This window comes from Bacillus sp. Hm123 (assembly GCF_051842975.2).
Taxonomy (GTDB): Bacteria; Bacillota; Bacilli; order Bacillales; family Domibacillaceae; genus Bacillus_CE.
On record NZ_CM200277.1, the window covers coordinates 2,942,128 to 2,967,439 of the forward strand.

Annotated in this window: 26 protein-coding genes, 1 pseudogene and 1 other annotated feature (1 of these 28 cut by a window edge); of the genes and pseudogenes, 9 read left to right on the forward strand and 18 right to left on the reverse strand. The window is 41.7% G+C overall.

Going from position 1 to position 25,312, the window contains the following annotated elements; genetic code table 11:
• Nucleotides 1–179: a binding site (T-box leader), on the reverse strand (it extends 72 nt beyond the left edge of the window).
• A gap of 219 nt (nt 180–398) precedes the next feature.
• A complete protein-coding gene (gene fakB / locus ACSVDJ_RS15495) occupies nt 399–1,250 on the forward strand; it encodes a fatty acid kinase binding subunit FakB (RefSeq protein ID WP_439167027.1) in 852 nt (283 codons plus the stop codon).
• Between the two features lie 19 nt (nt 1,251–1,269).
• Here the strand turns inward: fakB and ACSVDJ_RS15500 are convergent, their stop codons facing one another.
• Entirely contained in the window at nt 1,270–1,920 is a 651-nt protein-coding gene (locus ACSVDJ_RS15500; RefSeq protein ID WP_439167029.1) for an oxidoreductase, read from the reverse strand.
• A 96-nt stretch (nt 1,921–2,016) separates the two neighbouring features.
• Between ACSVDJ_RS15500 and ACSVDJ_RS15505 the strand changes: the two genes are divergently transcribed.
• A complete protein-coding gene (locus tag ACSVDJ_RS15505; protein ID WP_439167030.1) occupies nt 2,017–2,790 on the forward strand; it encodes a hypothetical protein in 774 nt (257 codons plus the stop codon).
• A 43-nt stretch (nt 2,791–2,833) separates the two neighbouring features.
• Here the strand turns inward: ACSVDJ_RS15505 and ACSVDJ_RS15510 are convergent, their stop codons facing one another.
• The 3 genes from ACSVDJ_RS15510 to ACSVDJ_RS15520 form a co-directional block, all read right to left on the reverse strand.
• Complete coding sequence (locus ACSVDJ_RS15510; protein WP_439167032.1) at nt 2,834–3,436, reverse strand: PepSY domain-containing protein; 603 nt, start codon at nt 3,434–3,436, stop codon at nt 2,834–2,836.
• A gap of 85 nt (nt 3,437–3,521) precedes the next feature.
• A complete protein-coding gene (locus ACSVDJ_RS15515) occupies nt 3,522–4,139 on the reverse strand; it encodes a class A sortase (protein WP_439167034.1) in 618 nt (205 codons plus the stop codon).
• Between the two features lie 62 nt (nt 4,140–4,201).
• On the reverse strand, nt 4,202–5,563 hold the full coding sequence (locus tag ACSVDJ_RS15520) for a SpaA isopeptide-forming pilin-related protein (RefSeq protein ID WP_439167036.1): 1,362 nt from the start codon (nt 5,561–5,563) through the stop codon (nt 4,202–4,204).
• Between the two features lie 256 nt (nt 5,564–5,819).
• On the opposite strand from ACSVDJ_RS15520, the gene ACSVDJ_RS15525 reads away from it, so the two are divergent.
• The 3 genes from ACSVDJ_RS15525 to ACSVDJ_RS15535 all read left to right on the forward strand — a co-directional run bounded on the left by ACSVDJ_RS15525 (nt 5,820) and on the right by ACSVDJ_RS15535 (nt 8,094).
• Nucleotides 5,820–6,854: a Cj0069 family protein gene (locus tag ACSVDJ_RS15525; RefSeq protein ID WP_439167037.1), complete on the forward strand. Its 1,035-nt coding sequence runs from the start codon at nt 5,820–5,822 to the stop codon at nt 6,852–6,854.
• 122 nt (nt 6,855–6,976) lie between these two features.
• Nucleotides 6,977–7,576 (forward strand): class I SAM-dependent methyltransferase, encoded by a 600-nt coding sequence (locus tag ACSVDJ_RS15530; RefSeq protein ID WP_439167039.1) that lies wholly within the window; start codon nt 6,977–6,979, stop codon nt 7,574–7,576.
• Between the two features lie 65 nt (nt 7,577–7,641).
• Nucleotides 7,642–8,094: an OsmC family protein gene (locus tag ACSVDJ_RS15535; RefSeq protein ID WP_439167041.1), complete on the forward strand. Its 453-nt coding sequence runs from the start codon at nt 7,642–7,644 to the stop codon at nt 8,092–8,094.
• Between the two features lie 58 nt (nt 8,095–8,152).
• On the opposite strand, the gene ACSVDJ_RS15540 is transcribed toward ACSVDJ_RS15535, so the two are convergent.
• From ACSVDJ_RS15540 to ACSVDJ_RS15560, 5 genes are all read right to left on the reverse strand, one after another.
• Nucleotides 8,153–9,250, reverse strand: coding sequence for a PepSY domain-containing protein (locus ACSVDJ_RS15540; RefSeq protein ID WP_439167042.1), 1,098 nt, complete (start codon nt 9,248–9,250; stop codon nt 8,153–8,155).
• 2 nt (nt 9,251–9,252) lie between these two features.
• Nucleotides 9,253–10,620, reverse strand: a complete 1,368-nt coding sequence (locus tag ACSVDJ_RS15545) for a HAMP domain-containing sensor histidine kinase (RefSeq protein ID WP_439167044.1) — start codon at nt 10,618–10,620, stop codon at nt 9,253–9,255.
• 3 nt (nt 10,621–10,623) lie between these two features.
• The gene (locus tag ACSVDJ_RS15550; RefSeq protein ID WP_439167046.1) at nt 10,624–11,310 is read right to left on the reverse strand and encodes a response regulator transcription factor; all 687 of its coding nucleotides are present in this window, start codon (nt 11,308–11,310) and stop codon (nt 10,624–10,626) included.
• Between the two features lie 79 nt (nt 11,311–11,389).
• Nucleotides 11,390–12,823, reverse strand: a complete 1,434-nt coding sequence (locus tag ACSVDJ_RS15555; RefSeq protein WP_439167048.1) for an SLC13 family permease — start codon at nt 12,821–12,823, stop codon at nt 11,390–11,392.
• Nucleotides 12,820–13,998 (reverse strand): glycerate kinase family protein, encoded by a 1,179-nt coding sequence (locus ACSVDJ_RS15560; protein WP_439167050.1) that lies wholly within the window; start codon nt 13,996–13,998, stop codon nt 12,820–12,822. Before ACSVDJ_RS15560 ends, ACSVDJ_RS15555 begins: the two co-directional genes overlap by 4 nt.
• Before the next feature lie 189 nt (nt 13,999–14,187).
• Here ACSVDJ_RS15560 and ACSVDJ_RS15565 point away from each other — a divergent pair, with 189 nt between their 5' ends.
• A complete protein-coding gene (locus tag ACSVDJ_RS15565) occupies nt 14,188–14,727 on the forward strand; it encodes a DUF6241 domain-containing protein (RefSeq protein WP_439167052.1) in 540 nt (179 codons plus the stop codon).
• 112 nt (nt 14,728–14,839) lie between these two features.
• The gene (locus ACSVDJ_RS15570) at nt 14,840–15,295 is read left to right on the forward strand and encodes an N-acetyltransferase (RefSeq protein WP_439167054.1); all 456 of its coding nucleotides are present in this window, start codon (nt 14,840–14,842) and stop codon (nt 15,293–15,295) included.
• A 58-nt stretch (nt 15,296–15,353) separates the two neighbouring features.
• On the opposite strand, the gene ACSVDJ_RS15575 is transcribed toward ACSVDJ_RS15570, so the two are convergent.
• The 3 genes from ACSVDJ_RS15575 to ACSVDJ_RS15585 form a co-directional block, all read right to left on the reverse strand.
• Entirely contained in the window at nt 15,354–16,208 is an 855-nt protein-coding gene (locus tag ACSVDJ_RS15575; protein ID WP_439167056.1) for a methyl-accepting chemotaxis protein, read from the reverse strand.
• Between the two features lie 24 nt (nt 16,209–16,232).
• Nucleotides 16,233–17,690 (reverse strand): aldehyde dehydrogenase family protein, encoded by a 1,458-nt coding sequence (locus tag ACSVDJ_RS15580; protein WP_439167058.1) that lies wholly within the window; start codon nt 17,688–17,690, stop codon nt 16,233–16,235.
• A gap of 120 nt (nt 17,691–17,810) precedes the next feature.
• Nucleotides 17,811–18,344: a TVP38/TMEM64 family protein gene (locus tag ACSVDJ_RS15585; protein ID WP_439167059.1), complete on the reverse strand. Its 534-nt coding sequence runs from the start codon at nt 18,342–18,344 to the stop codon at nt 17,811–17,813.
• Nucleotides 18,345–18,594: 250 nt separating this feature from the next.
• Between ACSVDJ_RS15585 and ACSVDJ_RS15590 the strand changes: the two genes are divergently transcribed.
• Both ACSVDJ_RS15590 and ACSVDJ_RS15595 read left to right on the forward strand, forming a co-directional pair.
• Complete coding sequence (locus ACSVDJ_RS15590; RefSeq protein WP_439167061.1) at nt 18,595–18,858, forward strand: CD3324 family protein; 264 nt, start codon at nt 18,595–18,597, stop codon at nt 18,856–18,858.
• 127 nt (nt 18,859–18,985) lie between these two features.
• Entirely contained in the window at nt 18,986–19,621 is a 636-nt protein-coding gene (locus ACSVDJ_RS15595; protein WP_439167063.1) for a FusB/FusC family EF-G-binding protein, read from the forward strand.
• A 37-nt stretch (nt 19,622–19,658) separates the two neighbouring features.
• Here the strand turns inward: ACSVDJ_RS15595 and ACSVDJ_RS15600 are convergent, their stop codons facing one another.
• From ACSVDJ_RS15600 to ACSVDJ_RS15625, 6 genes and pseudogenes are all read right to left on the reverse strand, one after another.
• On the reverse strand, nt 19,659–20,237 hold the full coding sequence (locus ACSVDJ_RS15600; RefSeq protein WP_439167887.1) for a methyl-accepting chemotaxis protein: 579 nt from the start codon (nt 20,235–20,237) through the stop codon (nt 19,659–19,661).
• A 183-nt stretch (nt 20,238–20,420) separates the two neighbouring features.
• Nucleotides 20,421–20,951: pseudogene (locus ACSVDJ_RS15605) on the reverse strand (protoglobin domain-containing protein); the annotation flags it as partial.
• Between the two features lie 174 nt (nt 20,952–21,125).
• Nucleotides 21,126–21,800 carry a GNAT family N-acetyltransferase gene (locus tag ACSVDJ_RS15610; protein ID WP_439167066.1) on the reverse strand — a complete coding sequence of 225 codons (675 nt, stop codon included), beginning with the start codon at nt 21,798–21,800 and terminating at the stop codon, nt 21,126–21,128.
• A 231-nt stretch (nt 21,801–22,031) separates the two neighbouring features.
• Entirely contained in the window at nt 22,032–23,279 is a 1,248-nt protein-coding gene (locus tag ACSVDJ_RS15615) for an ABC transporter permease (RefSeq protein ID WP_439167067.1), read from the reverse strand.
• Nucleotides 23,269–23,958: an ABC transporter ATP-binding protein gene (locus ACSVDJ_RS15620; protein ID WP_439167069.1), complete on the reverse strand. Its 690-nt coding sequence runs from the start codon at nt 23,956–23,958 to the stop codon at nt 23,269–23,271. Before ACSVDJ_RS15620 ends, ACSVDJ_RS15615 begins: the two co-directional genes overlap by 11 nt.
• Complete coding sequence (locus ACSVDJ_RS15625) at nt 23,933–25,159, reverse strand: efflux RND transporter periplasmic adaptor subunit (RefSeq protein WP_439167071.1); 1,227 nt, start codon at nt 25,157–25,159, stop codon at nt 23,933–23,935. The genes ACSVDJ_RS15620 and ACSVDJ_RS15625 overlap by 26 nt, the downstream gene beginning before the upstream one ends.
• Between the last annotated feature and the right edge of the window lie 153 nt (nt 25,160–25,312).

Consider the following 25,312-nt stretch of genomic DNA (forward strand, 5'->3'; position numbering starts at 1 on the left):
AGTCACGTACAATCATACGCGCTCCATGATAACGGCGGAAAACCCGTCAAAGCTTACTTCTGTTCAGCTTTGCATCTCAGAGATGATTTTCGGACAAATCCTGAACATCGGCTCTCACCAGCTGCCGATTCTCTGTAGAACAGGGGGCTTGTCGTACTCTTTCTCGTCATAGAATTTATTGATTGATTAATAAATTAACAGACTATTTTTATTATGTCAATATATTTTAATAATTTAAATTTAAAAAAATATTATTTTTTTGATATAACAAAAGTCCCGCTTTGTGAACAAAATCGACATAATTCGGGTGGTGACAGGCACTCCCCGATCAAGGTATAATGATGTCTACAAAATACTACAATATTCGGGTAATTTATAGCCTGGAAAAGGATGAAGATATGACAAAAAAGAAGATTGCTTGGGTGACAGATAGTACGGCATTTATTACGGAAGAGTTACGCAATCATCCGGATGTGTATGTTGTTCCTCTTAGTATTATTTTTGGTGAGGATGCATTTGAGGATGGCATCACGTTAACGACGGATGAATTATATACTAGAATTAAAGCGGAGAAGAACATTCCGAAAACTTCGCAGCCACCTGTGGGCGTGTTTGCTCATTTGTTCGAAAAGCTGAAAGAAGAATATGAATGCGCCATCGCCGTTCATGTATCTAGTAAACTAAGCGGCACATACGCGACCTCGAAAGCTGGTGCGGAGATGGCTGGATTGGACACGTATATGGTCGATTCTAAATCGATGTCCTACGCTATTACTTCGCTCATGTATAAAGGAATGGCCTATGCGGATGAGGACATGGACCCACAAACGATCGCTGAGACGCTCAATGTGGAAACAGCCAAATCACAAAACTTAGTGCTATTAGGGAGCCTAGAGCAATTTTATAAAGGTGGCCGGATGTCAGGTACTTCGTATTTGCTCGGCACAATTTTACAAGTGAAGCCGATCATTTGCGTCAATAGTAACGGTGAGTTTGAATTATGCGAAAAAGTGCGTTCTGAGAAAAAAGCGCTCAAGCGTGTAATTGACATCGTGAGAGAAAAATATGACATGCATCATATCCCTGAAATTCGGATCATGCACGGAAATGTCCTAGAGAAAGCACAGTCTCTTCAGCAAATACTTGAACAAGAGTTTCCAAATGTGAACTTTGTCATTGGAGAAATTAGCTCAACGATCGCTGTTCATGCCGGTGAAGGCACACTCGCACTCATTTGGGAAAACGAATAAGAGGACGTTCGATAACGGACTATCCTCTTTTTTTGGCGATATTTTCAGATTCATACATATGCACGCCACCACTCTCTGTTAGTGCCATGGCGACCATGGCATGGGCGACTGTTTTCGCATGAATCGGCTGATATTTTTTCAACGGTCCAGTAAAAAGAAACGGGAACACGCTAGCTAATTTTTCAGCTATCCCTTCGCCAAGACGAGATTCCTCCCGCTCTCCAAGTAATAGCGACGGGCGAAAAATGTGAAGTCCATTTAGTTCAAGTGCTTGTAGCTGCTGCTCAAGCTCCCCTTTCACTCGACTATAGAAAAACGGTGATTTCACGCTGGCTCCCATCGAGGAAATGACGAGAAATTGAGACACTTGATGTTTTTTCGCCAGCTTAGCTAGCCGGAGCGGATAGTCTAAATCAACCTTTTGAAACGCCTCTTTCGTCTTCGCCTTTTTGATCGTTGTACCAAGGCAGCAGTATACATGATCGATCGACTCATCCAACGTCAGCTCATCAAAATTCACGACCTTCTCCTCCAACTTATCATGCACCATTCCCGACGAACGTCTGACAACCGTGATCACTTTTTCATACGCTGATGTCGCTAATAACTGTTGAACTACCTCACTTCCAACCAAGCCCGTCGCCCCAGCAACAAGCGCAACTTTTCCCATATGACCTCTCCTCTCAAATTTTTTATCAAATAGGGTGTCCTTTTCGCCCCGCTTTTTCTATATAGAGGGTGAATATATAGAATGGGGGCGTCTAACATGCGTTCAGGTCCAATTACTCAATTTCAATCATACAGTCAGTTTCACAATTTACAACAATTCAACCATCATATCGAAGCGTTCTTATTCGAGCATAAAAAGGATTTCACGAAAAGTGAACTGATTTGCTTCAAAACATTACTCCGTTTTTGCGCCAAAGTCGTCGGCGTCAGTAATGCCTCGATTGCCGTTTTATTGAAAGCTGCCGGGAACAAATTAGGCCCCATCTCCGAATCGACGTTTCATCGCATGAGAAGAAAAGCGGTGAAACTCGGTATTTTAACGGTGTATGCGACAGAACGAAAAAACCAATCGCAATCAAGTAACCTTTGGGTGTTCAATCGCTGGCTCAACAATGACACCCCCAAAACAAAGAACGAACAGCCTGAACCCGCACCACATCAAGAAAAAATTGTCGAGCCATTGGCACCCCATGAAACTAGTATTCTTTCAAAAACTAATAAACCTTTAAAAACACGTATGTTAAAACATGTACCAGCATCATTTATTTCCTATGCAAAAGCGATTTGGAATGACCCTGCTATGATTAAAGAATGCTATCGTGTCGTACAACTATCGACCAAATTTTATTTTCACTATACCGATGAAGATCGCGCCCAGCTTGGCCGCGAAGCTTTAATCATTCTCTTTCGCAAGCTGAAAAACGGCAAGAAAATGGATCGCCTATTTGGCTACTACTGGGGAATTATCAACCGTTTATTAGACGAGCGCTATTTTGAAGTTTTAGATGAGGCGAGTATCATTCAATCGTGAAATACAAAAAAAGGGGCGAACTAAAAGTTCCCCCTCACTCTATTTAATCGTCGTCACGGTCTTCATCATCATCGTCGTCATCATCATCTTCATCCTGGTCATCGTCCCAATCGTCACGATCATCATCGTCGTATCGATCGTCATCCCAGTCATCGCGATCATCATCGTCGTCATTGTCGTGGCGAATGGATGAAATTTCACCCTTTTGAGCATTTATGTACATATCTGTTTCGCCTTTTGCTGTGGTAACTTCCACTTCGTATACCCAAACACCATTTTTGTTCTCTAGTTCCATTTCGGTTACTTTGCCTTTAACTTTCGCTAGAGCGATTTTCTTCGCTTGGTCACGAGTGATCTTCACTTGGCTCTTTGCTAAGATTTTACCTGTTTGAGCATCAACATGTACTTCTTGTTCACCTTTTGTTGTGCGGATTTCTACTTCGTACACCCATTGTTTATTTTTTCTTTCTAAATCCACGTCAGTTACTTTGCCTTTGACGCTCTTCAAAGCGATTTTCTTTGCTTTGTCATGAGTGATTTTCACAGCTACTTTTTTATCGTCGTGATCATCTGCCTGCGCTACTTGAGTGATGCCTCCTAAAGTTAATGCTCCAGTTAAAGCGACTGCCCATAATTTCTTTTTCATTTCTCTTACCTCCTTTTTTTGTTACTTCTATCATAAGAAAGGAACATTAAGGAAAAAGAAGAGAAAGATTAAAATTTGATGAGAATCATTCCACTAATACGCCTTGCACCATGACACGCTTAGTCGTTTTCGTCGGAACGTCACAGGTGATCAAGGTGATTTTATTTTCGGTTGTGTCGTTGATGACATCCGTTTCCGTTTCTGAAATGATTTTGTTTTCGGTCACTTTGTAGTGATACTTATTTTTTTTATCTGTAACATAGATGTCTGCGCCTTTTTTCAGCTCAGGTACGTGTCCGAAAAATTGATCTTTCGAGCGGGTGTGATGACCGGCTAACGCGTAGTTTCCTTGGCCCATTTGTTGATCTGGACGCATCGTGGCCGCACCGATAAGTAAGTTGGCATTCGTCGTTCCTTTTAGTATCGGCAATTCGATGTCAACATCGGGAATCGTAATTACTCCGATGACGGCTGGGTCGTCCGTATTTACTGAGGAGCTCAACACATTAGTCATTGTCGGCGGAGTGATCGCTTCATAGTCAAAGGTTGCTTCCTTCTCATTGTTCTGTTGTAACTCTTCGGCAGAATATTGATCGATGGATACTTTAGAAGCACTAAAGTCGATGAGTTGATACTTGATCAACGGCGAAATCAATAAAATGATGCCTGCTGTGAATAATACACCGACAATCCACTTTCGCATGTTCTTCTCCCCTCTCTATGAAAAAAATCCCTCGCTACTAGGACGAGGGATGGTATGCTCGTTTAGATTTTCAAACGAATCGCTGCTAAAATCAAGAACGCGCCAAGGATCGGTGCCATCGAGCCAGCAGCATCTCCGGTTTGAGGTAGCTTACTCGAAGACTTGTTGTCGTTTTTTTGTTTGCTAACAGTCGTTCCACTTGATGTAACTGGCTTCTTGGAGGAATCCGGCTTTTTCACTGGTATTCCAACTCCTGTTCCATTCGAACTTGGCTTTTGAGGAATAACCTTTTGTTTTTCATTTTTGACTTCTAATTGTGTCATTTCGCCAGCAACGACTTTGACTGAAAATGTCACATCAGATTTGTTATAGCCTTCAGGTGCTTTTGTTTCTTTTAATAAATATTGACCAGAAACTAGTTTCTCAAAAAGAGCGACTCCGTTTTGATCGGTCGTCTTTGGCTGTGAAGCGACATGTCCCTCTTCATCATAGAGTTGAAATTCTGCTCCTTTTAACACAGCGCTTGTTTCACTATCTTTCCTAATGACTTTCAAACTACCAAGCTCTTTCGTGTTTGGAACAATCATTAAAATATCTTGCTTGTTTTCTAGCTTGACATCGATCGTTTTCGCTAGCAATTGATAGCCTGTCGGTGCTTTCGTTTCTTTCAATGTGTACGTCCCGTCAGGTAATTCTTTCGATACGGCTTTTCCGTTCGTATCGGTCACAAAAGAATCGATAACTTTCCCATTTTGCAACAGGTCAAAGTGCGCTCCTTGTAACAGTTGATTTTGATCTTCTTGATCAACCTTTACAATTTGAACGTGCGCTTGTTCATCTGTTGCTGTTTGAGGAGATTGTGTTACTTTTGAAGCGTTACTTTTGAGAACGATTGTTTCAGGGTTTTCCTTTACATCATGACCGATGAGATGGACAGGTACATCATACGTTTGGCCATTCACTTGAAATGATAGGTTTTTCGTCCCCTCTTTTTCTTTCATACTTTTGACTTTCGCTTCAATGAGGAACGAGCCCTTCATATTGGCTTTGTCCTTTACAGCCTCATCATATGTACATGTAAGTGTTGTTTTAGTAGCGACACATTGCCCAATGGATTGTCCATTCGCATCTTTCATAGGAACTTTTTCACCGTAGGCTTGCAGCTCCTTTGGCAGTTCGATCGTCAATTGGTCCTTCGGCTGTATCGCTGATTTCGTTGACCATTCTATTTCAATTTTCACATCTTCATATTCATGAAAACGATTCTTTGACTGTCCGTTTGCATCTAATAGCCTGATTTGATCTACGACGTCCGCCTTCGTTGCTTCAGCATGTGCAAGCGGCGGAAAGGCATTGATCATCATGCATAATCCAAAAAGAAAACCAATGATGGCCGGCATCTTCTTCTGAATGTGAACGTTCATTTTCTTGCCTCCCTTTATTTTCTCTCTACTTTCAACAAGAAGTCACTCATTACAATATTTTATCAGCGCATAAAAATATTGTAAATGACCCCCTTGAATATTCATCTATTATTTTTCGACAAAAACCGGGGAGTGACAGGCACCCTTTGTAAAATTTGTTAAGTTATTATGAAGTATTTCATAATTATATTCCATTTTTATGGTAGTGGTGGTACATTATTGTCGTTACTTAAGAACTATAGGAGGAGCTGACTAAATGAAAAAGCATATCGTTATTTTTGAAGTTGCAGGTGGAACAGATAAAGGACCAGATGGCTATCGTCCTGATACGATGCCGATTGTAAAATCACTAGAAAAACGCGGTTGGACCGCTGAAGTCATTTTTTACTCCCACGAAAAGAAAGATGAAATTTTACAACATGTTTCCAACACAGCTGATGCATATGTAAGTCGTATTAATCCAGGAAATTTAGCAGATGAAGCAAATTATTTTGATATGCTCCGCAAGCTTTGCGACAATGGCATCAAAGGAATGTCACATCCAGATGTGATGACTAACTTCGGAGCAAAAGATGCGCTCGTTAAACTTCGTGATACTGACTTAGTTCCTGACAACACATTTTCGTATTACGATATTGAATCATTTAGACACTCCTTTCCAAAATCTTTGTTATACGGAGAACGTGTATTAAAGCAAAATCGCGGCTCCACTGGCGAAGGAATTTGGCGCGTTCAACTAGTTGATAAACTAGCAGACGTTAAAGCCGTTCCACTGATGGCAAGAGTAAAATGCACAGAAGCGAAAGATAACCATGTAGAATATCACGAGCTTGGAGACTTTTTAACCTTCTGTGAGCAATACATTGAAGGCGATAACGGGATGTTAGTTGATATGCCATTCCTTCCTAGAATTAAAGAAGGAGAAATTCGTCTCCTCATGCTTCACCGCACACCAGTCAATGTTGTTCATAAAAAGCCAGCTGCTCAAGCGGATGCTTTTTCTGCCACGTTATTCTCAGGAGCTCAATATCGTTACGATGCGCCAAGCGATTGGCCAGAATTAATCGACCTATTTATTGCTAATTTGAGCACGATTACGAGCAAACTTGGCAACTTAGATTTACCACTTATTTGGACAGCCGATTTCATGCTTGATACAGATGAAAACGGAAACGATACGTATGTCCTCGGTGAAATGAACTGTTCTTGTGTCGGCTTTACTTCCGAATTATCACTAAGTGAACATATCGCTGATGAAATCATTAGCATTTTAACTCCGCAACTCGTATAAAAAACAGCCCCGAATTGTTTATTACGTTTAACAATTCGGGGCTGTTCTGTGTGCATCATATTAGACAGCATCCTTTCGCATCATGTATACTGATTTTTAGATACATAAGGGGGTATTAAGTTATGACAAAGGAACATTGGAATAAGCATTTCGGGCAAGAAGAGTTTGCTTATGGAAAAGAACCGAACGCCTTTATTCAAGAGAAAGGGCCTCTTCTTCCTCAAGGAAACATATTAGCGATTGCGGAAGGCGAAGGTCGAAATGCGGTCTATTTAGCAACTCTCGGACATGACGTCACCACTTGGGATTATTCGACAGCAGGATTGGAGAAAACAAAGCAGTTAGCCGCAGAAAAAGGCGTCAACGTGGAAACGAAATGCGTTGATTTAAATGAAGTGCCATGGGAGGCGGAAGCATGGGATCACATCACTTGTGTATTCGGTCACTTTGAAACAGACTTACGCGAAAAAACGTTACAGCAAATCGAAAAAGCGGTAAAAACAGGTGGTAGCTTCCTTTGTGAAGTGTATTCAACTGAGCAGCTCGACTATAAAACGGGTGGCCCGCGAGATATAAACATGCTGTATCGTCCAGAAGAATTTTTAACAGCCTTTTCCGACTGGAAGATTAAACATTTCTTCGTTGGGGAAGTAGAACGCCAAGAGGGAAAGCTGCATCAAGGACTTTCTCATGTCATTCAGTTTTATGGCGTAAAAAAATAGAATAGTTCCCCCTCGACAGAATGTAACTATTTCCGAGGAAATACAAACATAAAGGAGGACTTTTTATGACAAAACATCATTTTCATTTAACAGCTGATTGGCCTGGGACACGTAATGGCACTGGACATATTGAGTCAGGAAATTTAAAAACAGAAGTGTCGATTCCAACTGAAATGAATGGGCCGGGTGTTGGCACGAACCCCGATGAAATGCTACTTGGTGCCGCATCGACATGCTATATCATTACACTGGCGGCCATGCTGGAGATGAGTAAATTAGAAAAAGTGTCGCTCACGATGGAATCTGAAGGCATTGTCGATGTGACACGAGGAATGCTCACATATGAAACGATTATCCACCGTCCAAAGCTGATTTTAAAAGCTGATGCCTCTGATCGCGACATCGCTTTAGCTGAAAAATTAGCCGTCAAAGCGGAACACTCTTGTATGATTAGCCGCGCCCTTAAAGGCAACGTCGACATGCAGCTTGAAGCTACGATTGAAAGAGCGACTAGTTAACAGTAAAAGCCTGTTCGGCCACGCTATAAGCGTCTTTGCCGAACAGGCTTTTTACTAATTAATCGTCATCGTCGTCTCCATCATCATCATCGTCATCCGTTTCTCCTCCATCGTCGTCATCATCGTCATCCGTTGGAGCTGGAGCCGGTTTTGGAGTTGGTTTTGGAGTCGGCTTAGGCTTTGGTTGATTATTGCTTGGTGTTGTATTATTTGTTGCTGGTTGGCTTGGCTGTTGTTTAGCCGGCTGTTTTTCCGGTTGTTTTGCTGGTTGTTTCGCTGGTGCACCGTTGTCAATCGTTGTCGTTGAAAGGACGTCTCCTGTAATCGCGTGAACACGAACATCAACGATTCGATCTTCTGTTTTCGCAATCACTTGATACACAGGGCCTTTGCTCGTTTCGATTAGTTTGACAGCAGATATCGTTTCGCTATCGATGCGATCATCAGTGATTTCTATCGCTTGCTGCTTACTAATTTTCACTTGTGGTTGAGCGACTACTTTTTTGGACAGCACCTCTCCTGTCGCTTCGGCAATCTCGACGATCACATGCTCCTCTTCACTTTTCTTCACTTCTACGAAGAAAATGCGCTTACCTTCTTTCGACTCCATCGTCACTTGGACAACCGTACCTGGCACTTGCTTCACAGCGACCTCTTTCGCCTGCTGTTCAGTAATATTGCTCGGCTTCTCTTTGCGGACACGCTTCGTCATCACTTCTCCTGTCGCTTTGTCAATGTCCACGATCGTCGTTTCATTGACGCCTGTTTCGATTTCAACGACATATACCGAGCCGTCGCGCAAAGTGACTGTTTTCAACGTACCTGCGGCAACACCGAGAGCGAGATCGACAGCTTCTTTTTCAGATACCGCTAAAGCGATTTCTTTTAGCTCAACAATTTCACCGGTTTCCGCATTGACGATCACTTGATAAGTGCCGCGATCATTCATTAATCGTACATAATAAACCGTTTGTTCCTCTTTTTGCTTCAGTTTAATTGACTCGATTTCGCCGCTATATCGATCGATTACGATTTGCTTTACTTCTTTTTCAGTTAAGACTTTCGTGTCCATACTCGCCACAATACGTTGTACACTAAAGGCCGCTGTCACAAGTACAAAACAGACAATCAATAATACTTTCCACTTTCGATTCACCTTCACACCCCTCTTTCTTCATTTGGTAATAAAACCGTCACTTTCGTCCATTTCCCCTCTTCACTCTCTAGCTGAATCTCTCCTTCATGGGCATCGACAATTCGTTTCGCAATCGACAGCCCTAGACCTGTGCCTCCCGTGTCCCGACTGCGTGCTTTATCCACACGAAAAAATCGGTCAAACACTTGTGGCAAATCTTCTTTAGGAATACCGACACCGCTATCCTTCACAGAAAAAAAGACATGCTCCTGATCGATCCCGACGTCAATCTCAACCGCATCGGAGCTATATTTCATCGCATTGTCTAACAGCACGACGAGCACTTGCTTAATTTTTTGCTCATCAGCTAACACGAGCACGGATTCTTCGTTCGATACGAGCTGGAACGTCCGCCCGTAAGCGTTCGTCAACTGATCGGCCGCGGTTTGACAGACGCTCACTAAATCCATTCGTTGCATATTTAAATTCCACTCGGCACTATTATTAGCGAGCAATAGCATTTGATTCGTCATCGCCTTCATTCGCACCGCTTCTGAGTGAATCGCCTCAACCGATTCCTCTAACACATCCGGCTTTTTCGTTCCCCACCGTTTTAATAATTTCGCATAGCTTTCAATGACCGTTAATGGCGTTTTTAATTCATGGGACGCATCGGAAACGAATTGTTGCTGTTTTTCAAAGTTTTGCTGTAATAAGTCCATCATCTTATTGAAGGTGTTCCCCATTTTATAAAGTTCATCTTTCGACTGATGCTCAAGTGGGATTTTCTTAAAAATCCCTCGCACTTGAATATCTTCCATCGTTTGAATCATCGAATTAACAGGCCGCAAAATGAGATTACTTAACATACGTCCCGCAAAAAAGGCTGGAATTAACACGAACAATGACGCGAGAAATAATACATTTTTTAACATTTTCAAATTACTTTGCAACCTAGCGAAGCTTTCGGTCACTTCTAACGTCATCACTCGGCCGTCCGTCCAAATAACAGGCACTTTCACAAAGCCATACTCCATGCCTTTTGCTTCAAATTGACCGTCCGTCGCTTTCCGTTCAAAGTGCGGCTTCGTCCGTGGCATCGGCTCATCGCCATCCGCTTCTTGCGTGACAATCGCACGCGAATCGGCATCGATCACTCGAAGCATCCCGTTCGTCGGCAAATACGGCTGCAATAACGTCGCGGGATCGATCTTTTCCACACCTTCTTGATTTAAGCCGTCGGTAATATGTAGCGCCTCCTGCTTTAACCGATCAAGCTCTCCGTCTGTCGTCACTTTCGCAAATAGCCAATAAATCGAGCTATTAATAATTAGTAAAATAATGAGCAACGTGACGGTTGAGAATAAATATATTTTATTTTTTATCTTCATTCTTTACCCCTTTAACATATATCCAACGCCTCGTACTGTATGCAGAAGCGACGTGTCAAAATCACGATCTACTTTTTTCCGTAAATAACGAATATACACATCGACGACATTCGTATCGCCGAAATAGTCAAAGCCCCACACATTCGTTAAAATTTGCTCACGATTTAATACTTGATTGTGATGCTGCATAAGAAACAATAATAAATCAAATTCTCGTGGAGTGAGCTCAATTTGTGTCTCCCCTCGCGTGACTTCCCTCGTTTTCTCATCGATTGATAAATCAGCCACTTGAACTTTTGGATTCTCTTCCTCTTTCTTATAAGCTTGCGATAAGCGTAAACACACCCGAATACGAGCAAGTAATTCTTCAATTTCAAACGGCTTTGTTATATAATCATTCGCTCCTTGATCGAGCCCATTCACTTTATCAACCACGGAATCACGAGCAGTTAATAAAATAACTGGCGTCACAGAATTTTGCGAACGGATACGGCGCAGCACTTCCATTCCCGTCAACTCCGGCAGCATCACATCGAGTAAAATTAAATCCCACTCTGCATCATGAAACTTCTCTAACGCTTCGAGACCCGTTTTCGCCGTTGCACTTTCATACCCTTCATATTCAAGTTCCAATTGGATCACTCGTGCAATTTTCTCTTCGTCTTCTACAACCAAAATTCGCTCTGACATAAAATCCTCCCAAACTATCAATCTTTTTCCATGATTTCAGTTTAGCAAATTCTCTCTTGCCCTCAAAGAGGAAAAAGGTTCACAGTGAGAGGCCCACCCATTGCCAATACACATAGTAAAAGACGATCATTAAAATGAGATGCACGAAACCAACGGATAAACTTAATCGCAATAAATCCCTCGGCTGAAATATTTCTCTTTCGCCTTCTTGGAACATTAATAATGCCTTTGAACTGACCGGGAACGTTAAACAATAATTCATCCCGACAATCCCGATAAAGAGAACCGCCACTTCATTGACCTGTAAGCTACTCGCTAAATAAAGAAGAGGTGGTACAAAAATGACCGCTCTTGTCGTATGAGAAGTAATATATAAATGAGAAGTGAGCGACAGAATAATAATGACGAATAATAACGGAAACGTTGCTTCTCCACTTAGCTGATCCGTTACAGAGAAGAACCTCCCCATCACCCATTCCGCTGCGCCGCTTTCAATCAATGATTTTCCTAACGCAATGGCGGCACCAACGAAAATAATTAAATTCCAAGAGACTGCTTGCACGCCCTCCTTCCATTTCATCACTCCCACGTTTGGAAGCGTTAATAGGAAAGCACCAATCACAGTCACTGTCGTAATCTCAATGCCATGCAGTCGCTCGGTTACCCAGAAAATAACCATCGCCGCAATGATGGCCATCGTATAGGTTTCATTCCGTGAAAAGGTAAGCGTCATTTTTTTACCGCTGAGCGGCCGCTTTCTTTCTTCTTTATTAAGAAACAGGATGAGGACGATCCGACAAGAGAGGAAGCTCGCCACGATTCCAAATGGCAAGCCCCACAACAGCCATTCGATGAAGGAAATCTCTTTTCCACTAAACTCTTTCAACATATCCAAGGCGATAAAATGCGAGCCCGCTCCGATCATCGTCGAACTCGTTGACACTAAAATAATCGTCGGTAGTAAAATCGCCATCGCTTTCGTCAGACGACGACTGCCAATTTCCGTTGTTAACGAGTGAAAGACCGGAAGCAAGACAGCCGCCCGCCCCGATGTTGATGGGATGAAAAATGCCAGTAATTGCACGACGATCGTTAATAGCGTAAATAAGCTCGTCACATGTTTTGCTCGGCTAATGACGAGGTTCGTCAGCTTCTCGGCTAATCCTGTCACTTGAAGAGCTCCTCCAAGAATGAAGGAGCCAATCATTAACCAAATGACATCAGACGCTAATGATTCAAATAATAGCTCTTGCTTCGCCGTTCCGGTCACGACGAGAAATAACACCACTCCTAAAGCGACGTAAGCAGAATTGAGGCTCGTTGTCGTCCATAAAATGATCGCACACCCGAAGCTAAACAAGCTCCACTTTGCTTCCATCGTCATCGATGTCGCAAACAAAAGGAAAAGCTCCAATAAACCGATGAGCACAAGTGGAACCACCCAAGCCGGCCGTTGCTTTCGTGCTTCGACCGGTGCTACCGCTTCCTGCTTCGCCGCTAATGCTGCCTTCAAGAAACTCGCCCCTTTTTCTTTAAACGAGAAGCTAATTGTAAGCCGACTAAAATCGTTCGCATCGCACTTTCGGTACAATCTTTTAGCCATTTTTCCGCATGGATAAAGGCTTCTTCAAGTGTCGATGGCATCGGTAAAATGCTTGTATATGCATCAATGCCATGTTCATAATTCAGTCGCGCTCCTTTACCAACCGTTCCGACTAACGCTACAACCGGCAAGCTATGCTTTTTCGCTCGCTTAGCAACTTCGGCTGGAATTTTTCCGCGCGGTGTTTGAAAATCGATACTGCCTTCTGCGGTGAAGACGAGATCACTTTTTAATAGCATTTGATCCAAGTCAATATACTTCATAATGATGTCATAGCGCGGATGCAATTTCGCCCCGATGAGCGCGTGCAACCCCGTACCGAGCCCACCTGATGCGCCACCTCCTGGCATTTCTCTAACATCGATGCCGAGATCGCGCTCGATGATGTTGGCCAACTGTTCAAGCGCCGCTTCTAACTCCGCTACTTGCTCTGGCGTCGCTCCTTTTTGCGGACCAAACACGCGTGCGACACCATTTTCTCCGCATAATTGATTGAACCAATTGCAAGCAACATCGATTTGTACGTGCTGAAGTCTTCGGTCCACTCCCGACAGATCGATTTTGGCTACTTTTAACAGGGAAGTTCCACCTTCAATAGCGATTTCCTTCCCCTTTTTATCGAGAAACTTTGCCCCTAGTGCCTGCGCCATTCCTGCGCCCCCATCAGATGTGCCAGAATCACCACAGCCGAGTAAAATTCGCTGTACCCCTTTATCTAATGCCGCTTTTATTAATTCACCCACTCCATGTGTCGTTGTCTTTCTAGGGTCGCGCATATTGCGTGGCACAAGCCGAAGTCCTGCGGCAGCGGCCATCTCGATCACCGCTGTTTTTTTCTTTTTGCCGAACACGCCGAAATGAGAAGACACTTTTTTCCCGACCGGGCCTGTTACTTTCACTTTGAATAATTGACCATTCTTTATTTTAATAATTGCTTTTGTGAATCCTTCTCCGCCGTCCACCATCGGCAACGTTCGCACATTCGAACGCGGCATCACTCGCATAATCCCTTCCTTCATCGACTGAGCCGCCTGCTCCGCATCTAAACTCTCCTTAAAGCCCGAAGGCACAACTAAAATACGCATGATCTATATACTCCCTTTATCTATTATTTGTTAGCTCTATACTAATGCTGGAAAAAGAGAAGAGCATGATAGCTAGATTAGAAATTGATGAGAAATAGTTAGGAGGGGATGGGATTTTTGCTCAGTCATCACCAACCAATATATGATATAATTGGAAAAATATCTTTTTTCAAAAAGGGAGCAGAAATCATGGAACGAGCCACAAAACATTCAAAGAAAATCGGCCTCATCTTACTTTTTTTCATTTTACTCATTACTGTGACTATTTATGGAAGTATGCAATCGATCATTTTCTTTAACGATCGAGAGCAAGTAACAAAGGATGGCGTCAATCTCCAACAAACGAAAAATATTCAAGAAAAAAAGCCGAGTGAAGTGACGGCGGAATCAACTGAAGATGAAGTGTTGGACGTGATGAACAAAATGACGCATCAATTTGTGATTGCGGATGACAAATGGGGAGCGGTTGAAATGACACCTGAACGCATTGACGAGCTGATCGAAATTGTATCGACAAACAGCTATCCTAATAAAGAAAAAATGCTTGTGATTTTAGAAAAATGGAAGAAAGGGAGCTTCGAAAAGATGGATGAAGATCATAACATCATTTGGGATATGCAAGATGGAAATATCGGCAAAGCGAAAGGTATCATGAGTGAAAAAGAGCAAGAAGCGTTTAAAAAGAATAACTTTTCCCAAGAACATGAGGAAATACCTGTGAATGAGTAATACAACTAACTCCTCGACAAAATTCGGGGAGTGACAGGCACCCCTATTGCATATTAAACCACTTTGTTGCATAATTATAATTACTTTTTGATGAGTGGTGAGGAGAATGATAATGAATATTTTTCATGCGAAAACGAGTGATGTGCCAGCGATTTATCAGTTAATTCAAAGGTATGCGGAAAAGGGGGTTGTGTTGCCGCGTTCGCTTTTATCTTTATATCAGCAAATCCAAAGCTTGTATGTGATGAAAGAGAGCGACGATATTTTAGGGGTCGCTGGCTTGCATGTGTTAGGGCAGGATCTTGGGGAAGTCCGTTCTTTAGTTGTTTCGCCGGAACATGCAGGCAAAGGAATCGGCCGGCAATTAGTGGATCATGTAGTCAATGAAGCGAATAGATTAGAAGTGAGACGAGTGATTTCGTTAACCTATGAAACTGAGTTTTTCACTAAGTGTGGGTTTGAGAAAATTAATCGAGAGGAACTACCGGAGAAAACGTGGATCGATTGCATGCACTGCCCGAAGCTAGAATGTTGTGATGAAGTGGCGATGATTAAGTATATCCGCTAAAGTAATCTCCAATATAAATAGAACATCGAGCCAGCGAAGTGACTCGATGTTCCTTTTTTCAGTTGTCTCTGCTCATGCTTTGCTTCACCATATTTGATAATTGCTCCGCGTTGGCACTAATCTCTTCCGCTGTTGCAGAGATTTGCTCGATAGCAGCTGCTTGTGTTTCTGTAATTTCATTGATTTGATCGAATGATTCAGTTAAATCGACGATCATCGATTGCATTTTAGCCGTGATAGCATCTACTTGCCCTACATTTTCCTTTGATGAACTAGCGAGCTTGCGAATTTCATCAGCGACAACCGAAAAGCCCCGACCAGCTTCACCCGCACGAGCTGCCTCAATCGCTGCATTCAAGCCTAGCATATTACTTTGTTCAGATATTCCGCGAACAGCTGCTGATATATTGCCAATTTCTTTTGCCCCTTCTTCTACTTCTGTCACTTTCGACACGATATTCGACACGCGATCCGCTAAATTGTTCACAGAAGCAGCAACCTCATTGATCGTACCTGATGTTTGTTCAACAATCGCCGATAAACTTTCCGCCACTTCATACAGTTGACTCGCTTTTTCAAGGCTTGTCCCTATGCCTACTCCACCAATGATTTGATGATTTTCATCAAACAATGGAATCGCTTTCGCCATAAGTGGAAAGCCAAACAATTCTTTTGGGACATAGTCCGTTTGTTCTTTTCCTTGTCTAATGGCATTTGTAATGATATCTCCTTCGACTAAAGGATCTCCTGGTGTCACTTGGATAGCAAACGTTTTTGCTGGAATATTAATAATTAATTTTTCCGTATCATAAATTCCAACTGTCACATCGTCTAAGATCAAATGATTTAACAAAGGAGCCACCGTCAAAAAAGATTGAATAATTGGATGATATTGATTGTCTAGATGATTCATCTTTAACTTCCTCTTTTCATTAAGTTAATATGGAAATACCCGTTTCGAGCGATTGACGGAAATCCACTTCATCGTTGTGAATTCTTCTAAGCTCCATTCTCCATTTAATCGGCCAATGCCTGAATATTTCTCGCCACCAAAAGCGACAATTGGTTCATCGTTAATTGTTATGTCGTTCACATGAATCATCCCGGTTTCTATTTGTTGAGCTAATTGTACCCCACGGTCGATATTGCTAGTATGTACAGCTCCGCTTAACCCATAATGTGTATGATTCGCAAAAGCAACGGCTTCCTCATCTGTATCAAATGGGACCACAGTTACGACTGGTCCAAATAATTCTTCTTGAGCAACACACATATGGGAAGAGACGTCTATTAAGATGGTCGGATGGACAAGCGTCCCATCTATTCTCCCTTTTAAAAGTGGGGTCGCTCCCTCTTTGATAGCTAGCTGAATCATCTCTTCTAGACGCTCTGCTTGCTTTTTGTTCATCACCGGACCAATGACCGTATCTATTTCTTTCGGATCACCCACTTTTAAAGAAGATACCTTTTCTTTAAATTTACGATTGAATTCCTCATAAAGAGAGCGATGAACGAGAATCCGATTCGCAGACATACAGATTTGTCCTTGGTGAGTGAAACGACTAAAGGTAGCCGCTTCTACCGCATAATCTAGATCGGCATCGTCTAAAATAATAAAGGCACTATTGCCACCGAGCTCAAGTAGCGGCTTTTTAAAATGCTGGATCGCTTTTTGCCCAATATGACGTCCAACTGTTGTGGAACCAGTAAATGAAATCACACTCGGAATTGGATGTTGAACAAACGTATCACCAATCTCTTCAATATCCGTCACCAGTACATTCACTAGCCCTTTAGGCACTCCAGCTTCTTCAAAGATTTTCGCGATTAACGTGCCGCCGGTAATCGGTGTTTCTTCATGCGGCTTTAACACGACACCATTTCCCGCCCCAATCGCTGGCGCCACTGACTTCATTGAAAGGAAGAACGGGAAATTAAATGGACTGATCACACCGACCACTCCAACTGGCTTCCGATATAGGCGGTTTTCCTTCCCATCGACAGGTGAAGGTAAAATTTTTCCTTCCATTCGTAATGGGTATGTCGCTGCTTCCTTAAGAATATCGATCACTAGCCCGATTTCAAAATTTGCCTTTAATCGCGTGCCACCTAACTCGGCAATAATAATCTCTGTTATATCTTCTCTATTGGCTTGTATGTAAGTAACTGCACTTTCTAAAATCTCTCTTTGTTTATAAGGATTGACCTTGCCCCACTCCCACCGAGCTTGATCGGCACTTTGATAAGCATGATCTAAATCATCGATGCTTGCTAGTTGAAACTCAGCAATCTTTTCTCCATTGTATGGATTCATATCCACTAAAAATCGTCCACTACTTCCTTCAATCCATTCCCCGTTGATAAAGTTCTTGTGTAGCTCTCGATAACAACTCATATGATCCACCCATTTCTGTTTAAATCTTACACGTAAAATATCGGATAATTCTAACAAAAAATAAGATATTCGAAGTAACTGTCACGAAATAGACAATTTTCAATGAATAGGAAACTATTTTCACGAAGCTCTCTTATAAACGATGTAACAAATAAAGATCACGAGCAGTAGCCCAACTTGCCATTGCCATGTTAATCGCAACACCTGTTGCACGGAATACGCTTCAATGAGCAAGGAAGGAATTTTTCCAATCGTGCTCGCTATACTGAAAGAAAGCAGACCCATTTGACTGAAAGCTGCCGAAAGCGTCACGGCACCAGAAGGAACAAAAGGAACCACTCTTAAGAAAAGGACTAACAAGACCGCTTCTACCCCTGCTGTCCGTTCTAGCTTTTTCAAAAATTTATTTTCTAATTTTATCTTCCATTTCTGTAACCCTCGACGATACAGAAGAAAACTGACGACAGCCCCAGCCGCTTCTCCAATAATTGATACGATCAGTCCTCCTGTTAATCCAAACACCCCAATATTCACCGCTGTGATGAACGCACTCGGCAAGACGCCGACAACCGCCACCACTATATTTAAACTGACGCTCACAACGATGGCGATGAGCGGATGAGCAGGCAACCATTGAATCCATTCGTTGTCCATTTTTCAATTCCTTTCCTGATAAGATGCAAGACATATCATTCTATTTTATAATATATAGGAATTAAAATCCTTGGGGGGTGGTCAAATGGTAAATCAGTTCTATTTACCACAGTCTGGAGCGACTCATGCAAAGCCTGATAGAAACATGGCGATACTTTGCATGGGGCGGACGTTCGTTTAACTCACTATCGCCTATTCTATTTGGCTTTGCACCTTATTTTTTACTAATTTAAATAAGGGGCTGACCAATATGAAATATGTAAAAGCAACTCATGTGTTACCGGAACAGTTAATTATTGAAATTCAAAAATATGTTCAAGGGGAAACGATCTATATCCCTAAACAAAAAAAGTTTTACGAACCATGGGGGACACGTTCAGGAAGCAGAAAAACACTCGATGACCGAAACGCCTCCATTCAACAAGCTTATAAAAACGGCCAAACGATCGCACAACTAGCTGAAGATTATTTCCTCTCTGTGGAAACGATTAAGAAGATTGTGTATAAGAAATGATCCTGATACAAAGCGTCCTTTCTTCATGGAAGACGCTTTTTTATGTTAAATTTGTTTCCTACTCGTTTTCTCCCTTTCCAAAGGACAACCAATGTTTTACACTTAAAGCGAAAGAGGAGTGATAAGAATGGAACCATTTATCCGAAGTGATCAATTTCATTTTATTCAGTCACAGGCACAGATTCTTACGAATGGCCATGCGAGCGTGTCTGATATAGATGTTCTGCAAGCGTTGAAATCTCTCGCGCAGGAAAAAATATTTGCTTTGTTTCCGAATATAAATGAAGAACAACAGCAAGTGCTTACTCCCATTCTTACGATTGAAGAAAAAGCCGAGGCTGAAGCTGTGTTAACCCAATTAAAGCCTTATGTGCTACCTTTCCCAACAGTCACAGAACAAACATTGAAAAAACTATTTCCAAAAGCGAAGAAGCTAAAGACTTCTTTTTTAAAGGAAGTGAATTGGGAAGGGCTTTCTTATTTAAGCTGGGAGGACCTTGGCTCGAATAAGAGATTTATTGTCACTCCATACAACAATAAACTGATTGGTATTCATGGAACATTTAACCCCACAACGAAAAAAAGCATTTGTGCACTTTGCCATCAATATGAAGCCGTTGGTATGTTTATGACTGAAGTAAAAGGAGCTCAACAAGGAACTTTTATTAAAAGAGGCAATTACATTTGCCAAGATCCACAAGCATGCAATGAAAAGATCACTACACTGGATCAATTACACCACTTCATTACGAGAAATAAGTAACAAAAAAAAGAACCTCATTTGCGTAGAGGTTCTTTCTTTATGTCACTTTTTCTGTTTTCAGTGCTTCGATTGCTTCGTTAATAAACAAAATGGCCTCATTAATCTGTTTCGTTGATTCAGAGACGAGTTCAATGTGGTGATTGGCTTTCGGTATTTCGTTCACTGTTAATTGTAAAGAGTCGACGATATCGCTGAAAGAGTCGGTGGCACTCGAGCAGGAAGACTGATTGTTTTTTACCAATGAATCGAGCTGTTGCATCACATTTTTTACTCTTTCCATATCTACTGTCGCTTGATCAATTAATGAACCGACTGAGTCTGCCGAAGATTTTGTTGCATCGGACAATTTCCTCACCTCTTGCGCCACAATCGAAAAGCCTTTTCCTGCTTCTCCAGCACGAGCCGCTTCAATCGCCGCATTCAAAGATAATAAGTTCGTTTGATCAGCAATGCTAATGATCAACTGCATCGAACGGATCACCTCTTCAAAAGAGGACGATAGTTTCTCAATTAATACATACGCATCTGAAGACGTCGTTCCCATTTCTGAGAAGTTTTCTGTCAGCTGTACCATCGTTCCTTGTCCACTTGATGCTAATTGACTCGTCTCTTCCATCTTCTCTTTCGTTGAGTGAATGTGAGTCTTTAGCTGATTGGAATCTTGTGATAATTCATTGGAAATATCTAGCCCATCGGAAACAATTTGACTTAAATTATTCGATACGTTTTCAATAGCATCCGTAATTTTCTGTTGAGCTTTCTCATGCTCGTGTTCAATCGCTAACTGCGTTTCACTCTCGTAAGCTTCTAGCACAATCTGCTGTTCAAAGCTTAATAACTTAGAAATCGAAGAAATACACTTATATTGTAAATGTTCATCGTCTATCTTTTCACTTATTTTTTGAACCAATCCATTCTGCAACTGTTGAAATGCACACAAATACCACTTCGGTTTTAAACCAATGCGATAATGGGCTTTCGCCACATTTAATCTCTTACGAATAAATTCTGCATCAATTGTTCCATCAAATAGCTCCATAATATGTCGATGAATCACCTGTTTCAACTTATTAATAGTCGAGTGGTTTTGAATAATGGACTCTAACTCCGGGCTTTTCATCACGACTTGATAAAAACGATCAATGACATCATCTAATTGATCGATTAAAAGAGACTTAAGCATTTTCACCCGCTGCAAGTCCTCTTCTTTCAATCGAATCATTTCTATCTGAAGCTTCATCTCTGGATCAGTCAGTTGGATGGAGACTTTTTCCTCACTATACGAATATGTTTCTGTTGCGATCTTGCTTTTTCTCTTTAAAAAAAGCATAAGCCTGTTCCGCCTCTCAAGAATAAGATCTAATAAATATAAAGTAATATGTTAATTCTCCTATTTATTAGAATGATAAGTCAACAAATACCTACATTTTTCACATAAATTTTACAATTAGGCATAAAAAAGGGGACATTCTCGCACCGAACACCCCTTCTTTTTATCCATCGATCACTTACCTTTGATCCACTCTCTTGATAATATCCCCATTTCCCATTGATCCCAATATGTATCACCTATTTTTCTGCATTCGCGCATTAAACCCTCTCTCCTAAATCCGATGCGCTCATAGCAAGCAATAGCCGATTGATTAAAGTCAAACACACCAAGATTAACCCGATGCAACTGCATCTCCTCAAAAAGAAGCGTTAAGGCTTTTTGGATCATTTGTGTGCCAATTCCTTTTCCTCTCATGCTCGGGTCACCAATCAACACCTTTCCAATTCTAGCCGATTGATTCACGGGATCAACCTTGAAAGAAAGATGGCCAATCACCTGTTGTTGTTCTTTATGTACTACGCTATAACTATAAACATTCGTCTCTTTCTCACAGCTCATTCGCCAATATTCCTCTAACTGTTCCTTCGTTAAAGGAAAGCGAAACTGTGACCCACTCCACTGCACCAAAAACTCCGGCGTCTCCACCCAATCGATTAACAAAGGAATATCCTCTCTAGCAAAAGGTTTAAGTGTGATTGTCTCCTCGACAAATTTCGGGGAGTGACAGGCACCTACTAAGTCATCAAGCAGTTCTTTTTCCCATCGTTTCAGCTTTTGCCATTGCTCTTCTTTTGTTCTCGGCTTTTCTTCATTGGATCTTACTAGCTGTTGCGTTTCGTTTTTCATCGTAACACCCTCCAATTTATCGCGAGAAATATTTTTTGATTTTTACAAAAACTAAACCTTTAGTTATTCCACAAATACCCTTGAACATTACGCACTGCTCCTCTTCCACCATTTCACGACTAGCCAACTAGACAAAAAAGAAAAACCTGCACACTCAATTATGTACAGGTTTTTCACTACAAAAATCAAGCTTATTCGTTCGACAAAACTCGGGGAGTGACAGGCACCTGCTCACTCATATCTCAACGCATCGATTGGCTTCATTTTAGCGGCTTTCATCGATGGGATTAAGCCGAAGATGATGCCGACTGCCATGGAGAAGAGAACGGAGCCCACAATGGCAGGGATCGGAGCGGCGAATGGTAGGTTGGCAAAGTAAGTGATTGCTTTGGCCAGTCCTAAACCTACTAAGACGCCGATGACGCCTCCCATGCTTGTTAATACGGCGGATTCCGTTAAGAATTGCCATAGAATCACGGATCGTTTCGCTCCCAATGCTTTCTTGATTCCGATTTCTCTCGTTCTTTCTGTGACGGATACGAGCATAATGTTCATTACACCAATTCCACCAACAAGGAGGGAAATACTCGCAATGCCTCCTAATAAAAGAGTAAAGGCGCGATTCATTTCATTAATATCATCCATGATTTGCTGTAAATCAGGGATGCCGTACTGCCAAGTAGATGTAGTTGGCAAATGACTGTTCAATGAGGCAGCAACTGCTTGCCCCGCTGTCTCTAAATCATCTGAACGAAACGCTTGGACGAGTACTTGTGGGATATCATTGAAGCTACCTAAATATGGCCAAGCTGCCTTAGGCACGTAGATTTTCCCCATATCCATGTCCATCATAAACATATTATTCTCTTCACTTTTCTTATCGGCATACACCCCGACAACTCGAAATGGAACCTTGTTGATTTCAATCACTTGATTGATTGGGCTTTCTTCAGGAAACAAAGCATCTCTTGTCGATTCGTTGATCATTACGACTTGACTGCCATTTTCATACTCAACTGGTGCAATTTTTCTCCCCTGAAGTATTTCGATAGGAAAAATAGAAAAATACTTTTCATCGACAGCATACAACTCTGAATCTGATAAGTTATTTAAATAGAATACTTGGCTAAAGGTTTGATAATAGACTGCGACCGACTTCACTAAGTCTGGTATCATCGCTTCCTCTAACTGTTCATTGGTGATCGTTGGGATGACATCAGGAGGCGGTTCTTCTCCTCCCCCCATCATCATCATATCACTGCCGCCCATCGCCATCGCTTCAGGTGATTGGAACATAATAGCAATGGAATTATTCCCCGTTCCAACCATGCTTGACTTCAGACTTTCCTGTTGGCCTTCAATCATCGAAACAATCGCGATAATCGAGGCAATACCGATAATAACTCCTAACATCGTTAAAATCGAACGCATTTTATGAGCAAAAATGGATTGAAAGGATAGCTTTAAATTATCTAGCATAGCCTTCTCTCCTTTCATCCTTAATGATCGCCCCATCACGAAGCAAAATTTTTCGATGAGCAAACTCGGCAATCTCATCTTCATGGGTGATCAATACAACAGTAACCCCTTCTCGATTCAATTCAGTAAACAAGTTCATCACTTGTTCACTTGAAACCGAATCAAGGGCTCCAGTCGGCTCATCCGCTAAAATAAACTTCGGCTTGTTAATGAGCGCACGCGCAATCGCCACTCGCTGCTTTTGTCCCCCTGACAGCTGCGTCGGCTTAAAATTGACGCGATCCGCCAAACCGACTTTCGTTAACGCCTCAATTGCTAGCTCCTGTCTTTCTTTTTTATTTACCTTCGCATACACGAGCGGCAATTGAACGTTATCTACAGCGGACAATCTTGGAAGCAAGTTAAAGTTTTGAAAGACGAAACCGATATACTCATTGCGGATTTTGGACAGATCGTTTTCTTTACGCGATAGCACGCTATCGCCATCAAGTGTATATTCTCCTGACGTTGGTGTATCTAAGCAGCCTAAAATATTCATGATCGTTGATTTCCCTGAACCAGACGGCCCCATAATCGACACATATTCGCCTTCTTCAATAGCAAGATTGATATCGTGAAGGATCGGAACTTCTTCCTTCCCAATCCAATATGATTTATTGATGTTCTTCAAATGAATCATCAATAGTTACCTTCTTTCCTTCTTTTACTGTGTCATCTGGATACACAATGTAATCTTCGTTCTTTAATCCGCTCTCGATGATCGTCATCATCATATCTGGTAGTTCCTCACCCAGTTTGACTTCTTGCTTCTTCAACTTCTCATCAACGACCGTCCAGACAAATGCTTTATCGCCATCCATCACAATCATATCCGATGGAATCATCACTTCTTTAGGTGCCTCTTCTGCTCCTTTTAATTCAATAAACACATGGTAACCGAATTCTAGACCTTCATGCTCTGTTAGTTGCACTTGGAACGGATAGTTCGATGCTTGTGGGTTCGTCATCATATCCCCCATGCCCATATCCATGCTCATGTCGTCTCCATTTTCTTCGGTTGGTAATTTACCAATTTCGATAATTTTCCCTGGCCATTTTAGTGAAGGGTCTTTTCGGCTCACTACGTTCACTTCTTGACCAGCCTGCAGCTCATCTTTAATTAATTCGTTCACAGTCCCTTTTACAAAATAAGCATCGGTATTATAAATTTGCATAAATGAACCGGGAGCTTGCTGTTGCTCCATTTGATTGTTCGCAACAGATGACTGTTTTTGCTCTTCATCGACTTTTTGAACGATACCGTTTACTTTTGCTTTGACAATATTATCATTCACTTTTTTCTTCATTTCTTGATACTCTAAATTCGCTTTTTCTACTTCAAATTGAGCGAGTTTTAAATCGCCTTGTGCTTGTGTCACTTGCTGTCTTAATGCGGTCTTCTCTTCCGCAGCGGCATTTTTGATTTGTTTTTCTGTTTGCCAAATTTCATCTTTCTTCTGCTTCACACTGCTATTGGCAATTTCAAGCTCGATTCCTTTTTGCTTTAATTCCATTTCGCCTTCCTTATTTTCATAAGAAAAAAGCTGGGCACCTGCTTTAACGACGTCTCCTTCTTTCACAAATACCTCTTTAATCGTTCCACGTTGAGGATCAATAAAGATTTTCTCTGTTTCCTTCGGCTCAACTACTCCAGCAAATAAACCTCCGGAACCAGCCTCCATTCCCCCCATCATATCGCTCACTTTCATCGGGATAATTTCGCCTTCTCCTTCTCCTTCTGAACTATCAAACTTAGACTGTGTAAAGGCGTATCCTCCAGCCACTAACCCTAGTATGACGACTACCGCAATCGCAATAATCCACTTTTTCTTTTTACTCATCTACTACTCTCCTCTTTACTTTAAAAATGATTCTATTTCCCTACTACTTTTACACAAATTATATCACCATCTGTTTACACCAAAAAATACTACTTCGACATAATCTTAGCAAAGACTTCTATTTATTACAAATATTTTAAAATCCTGTCCGCT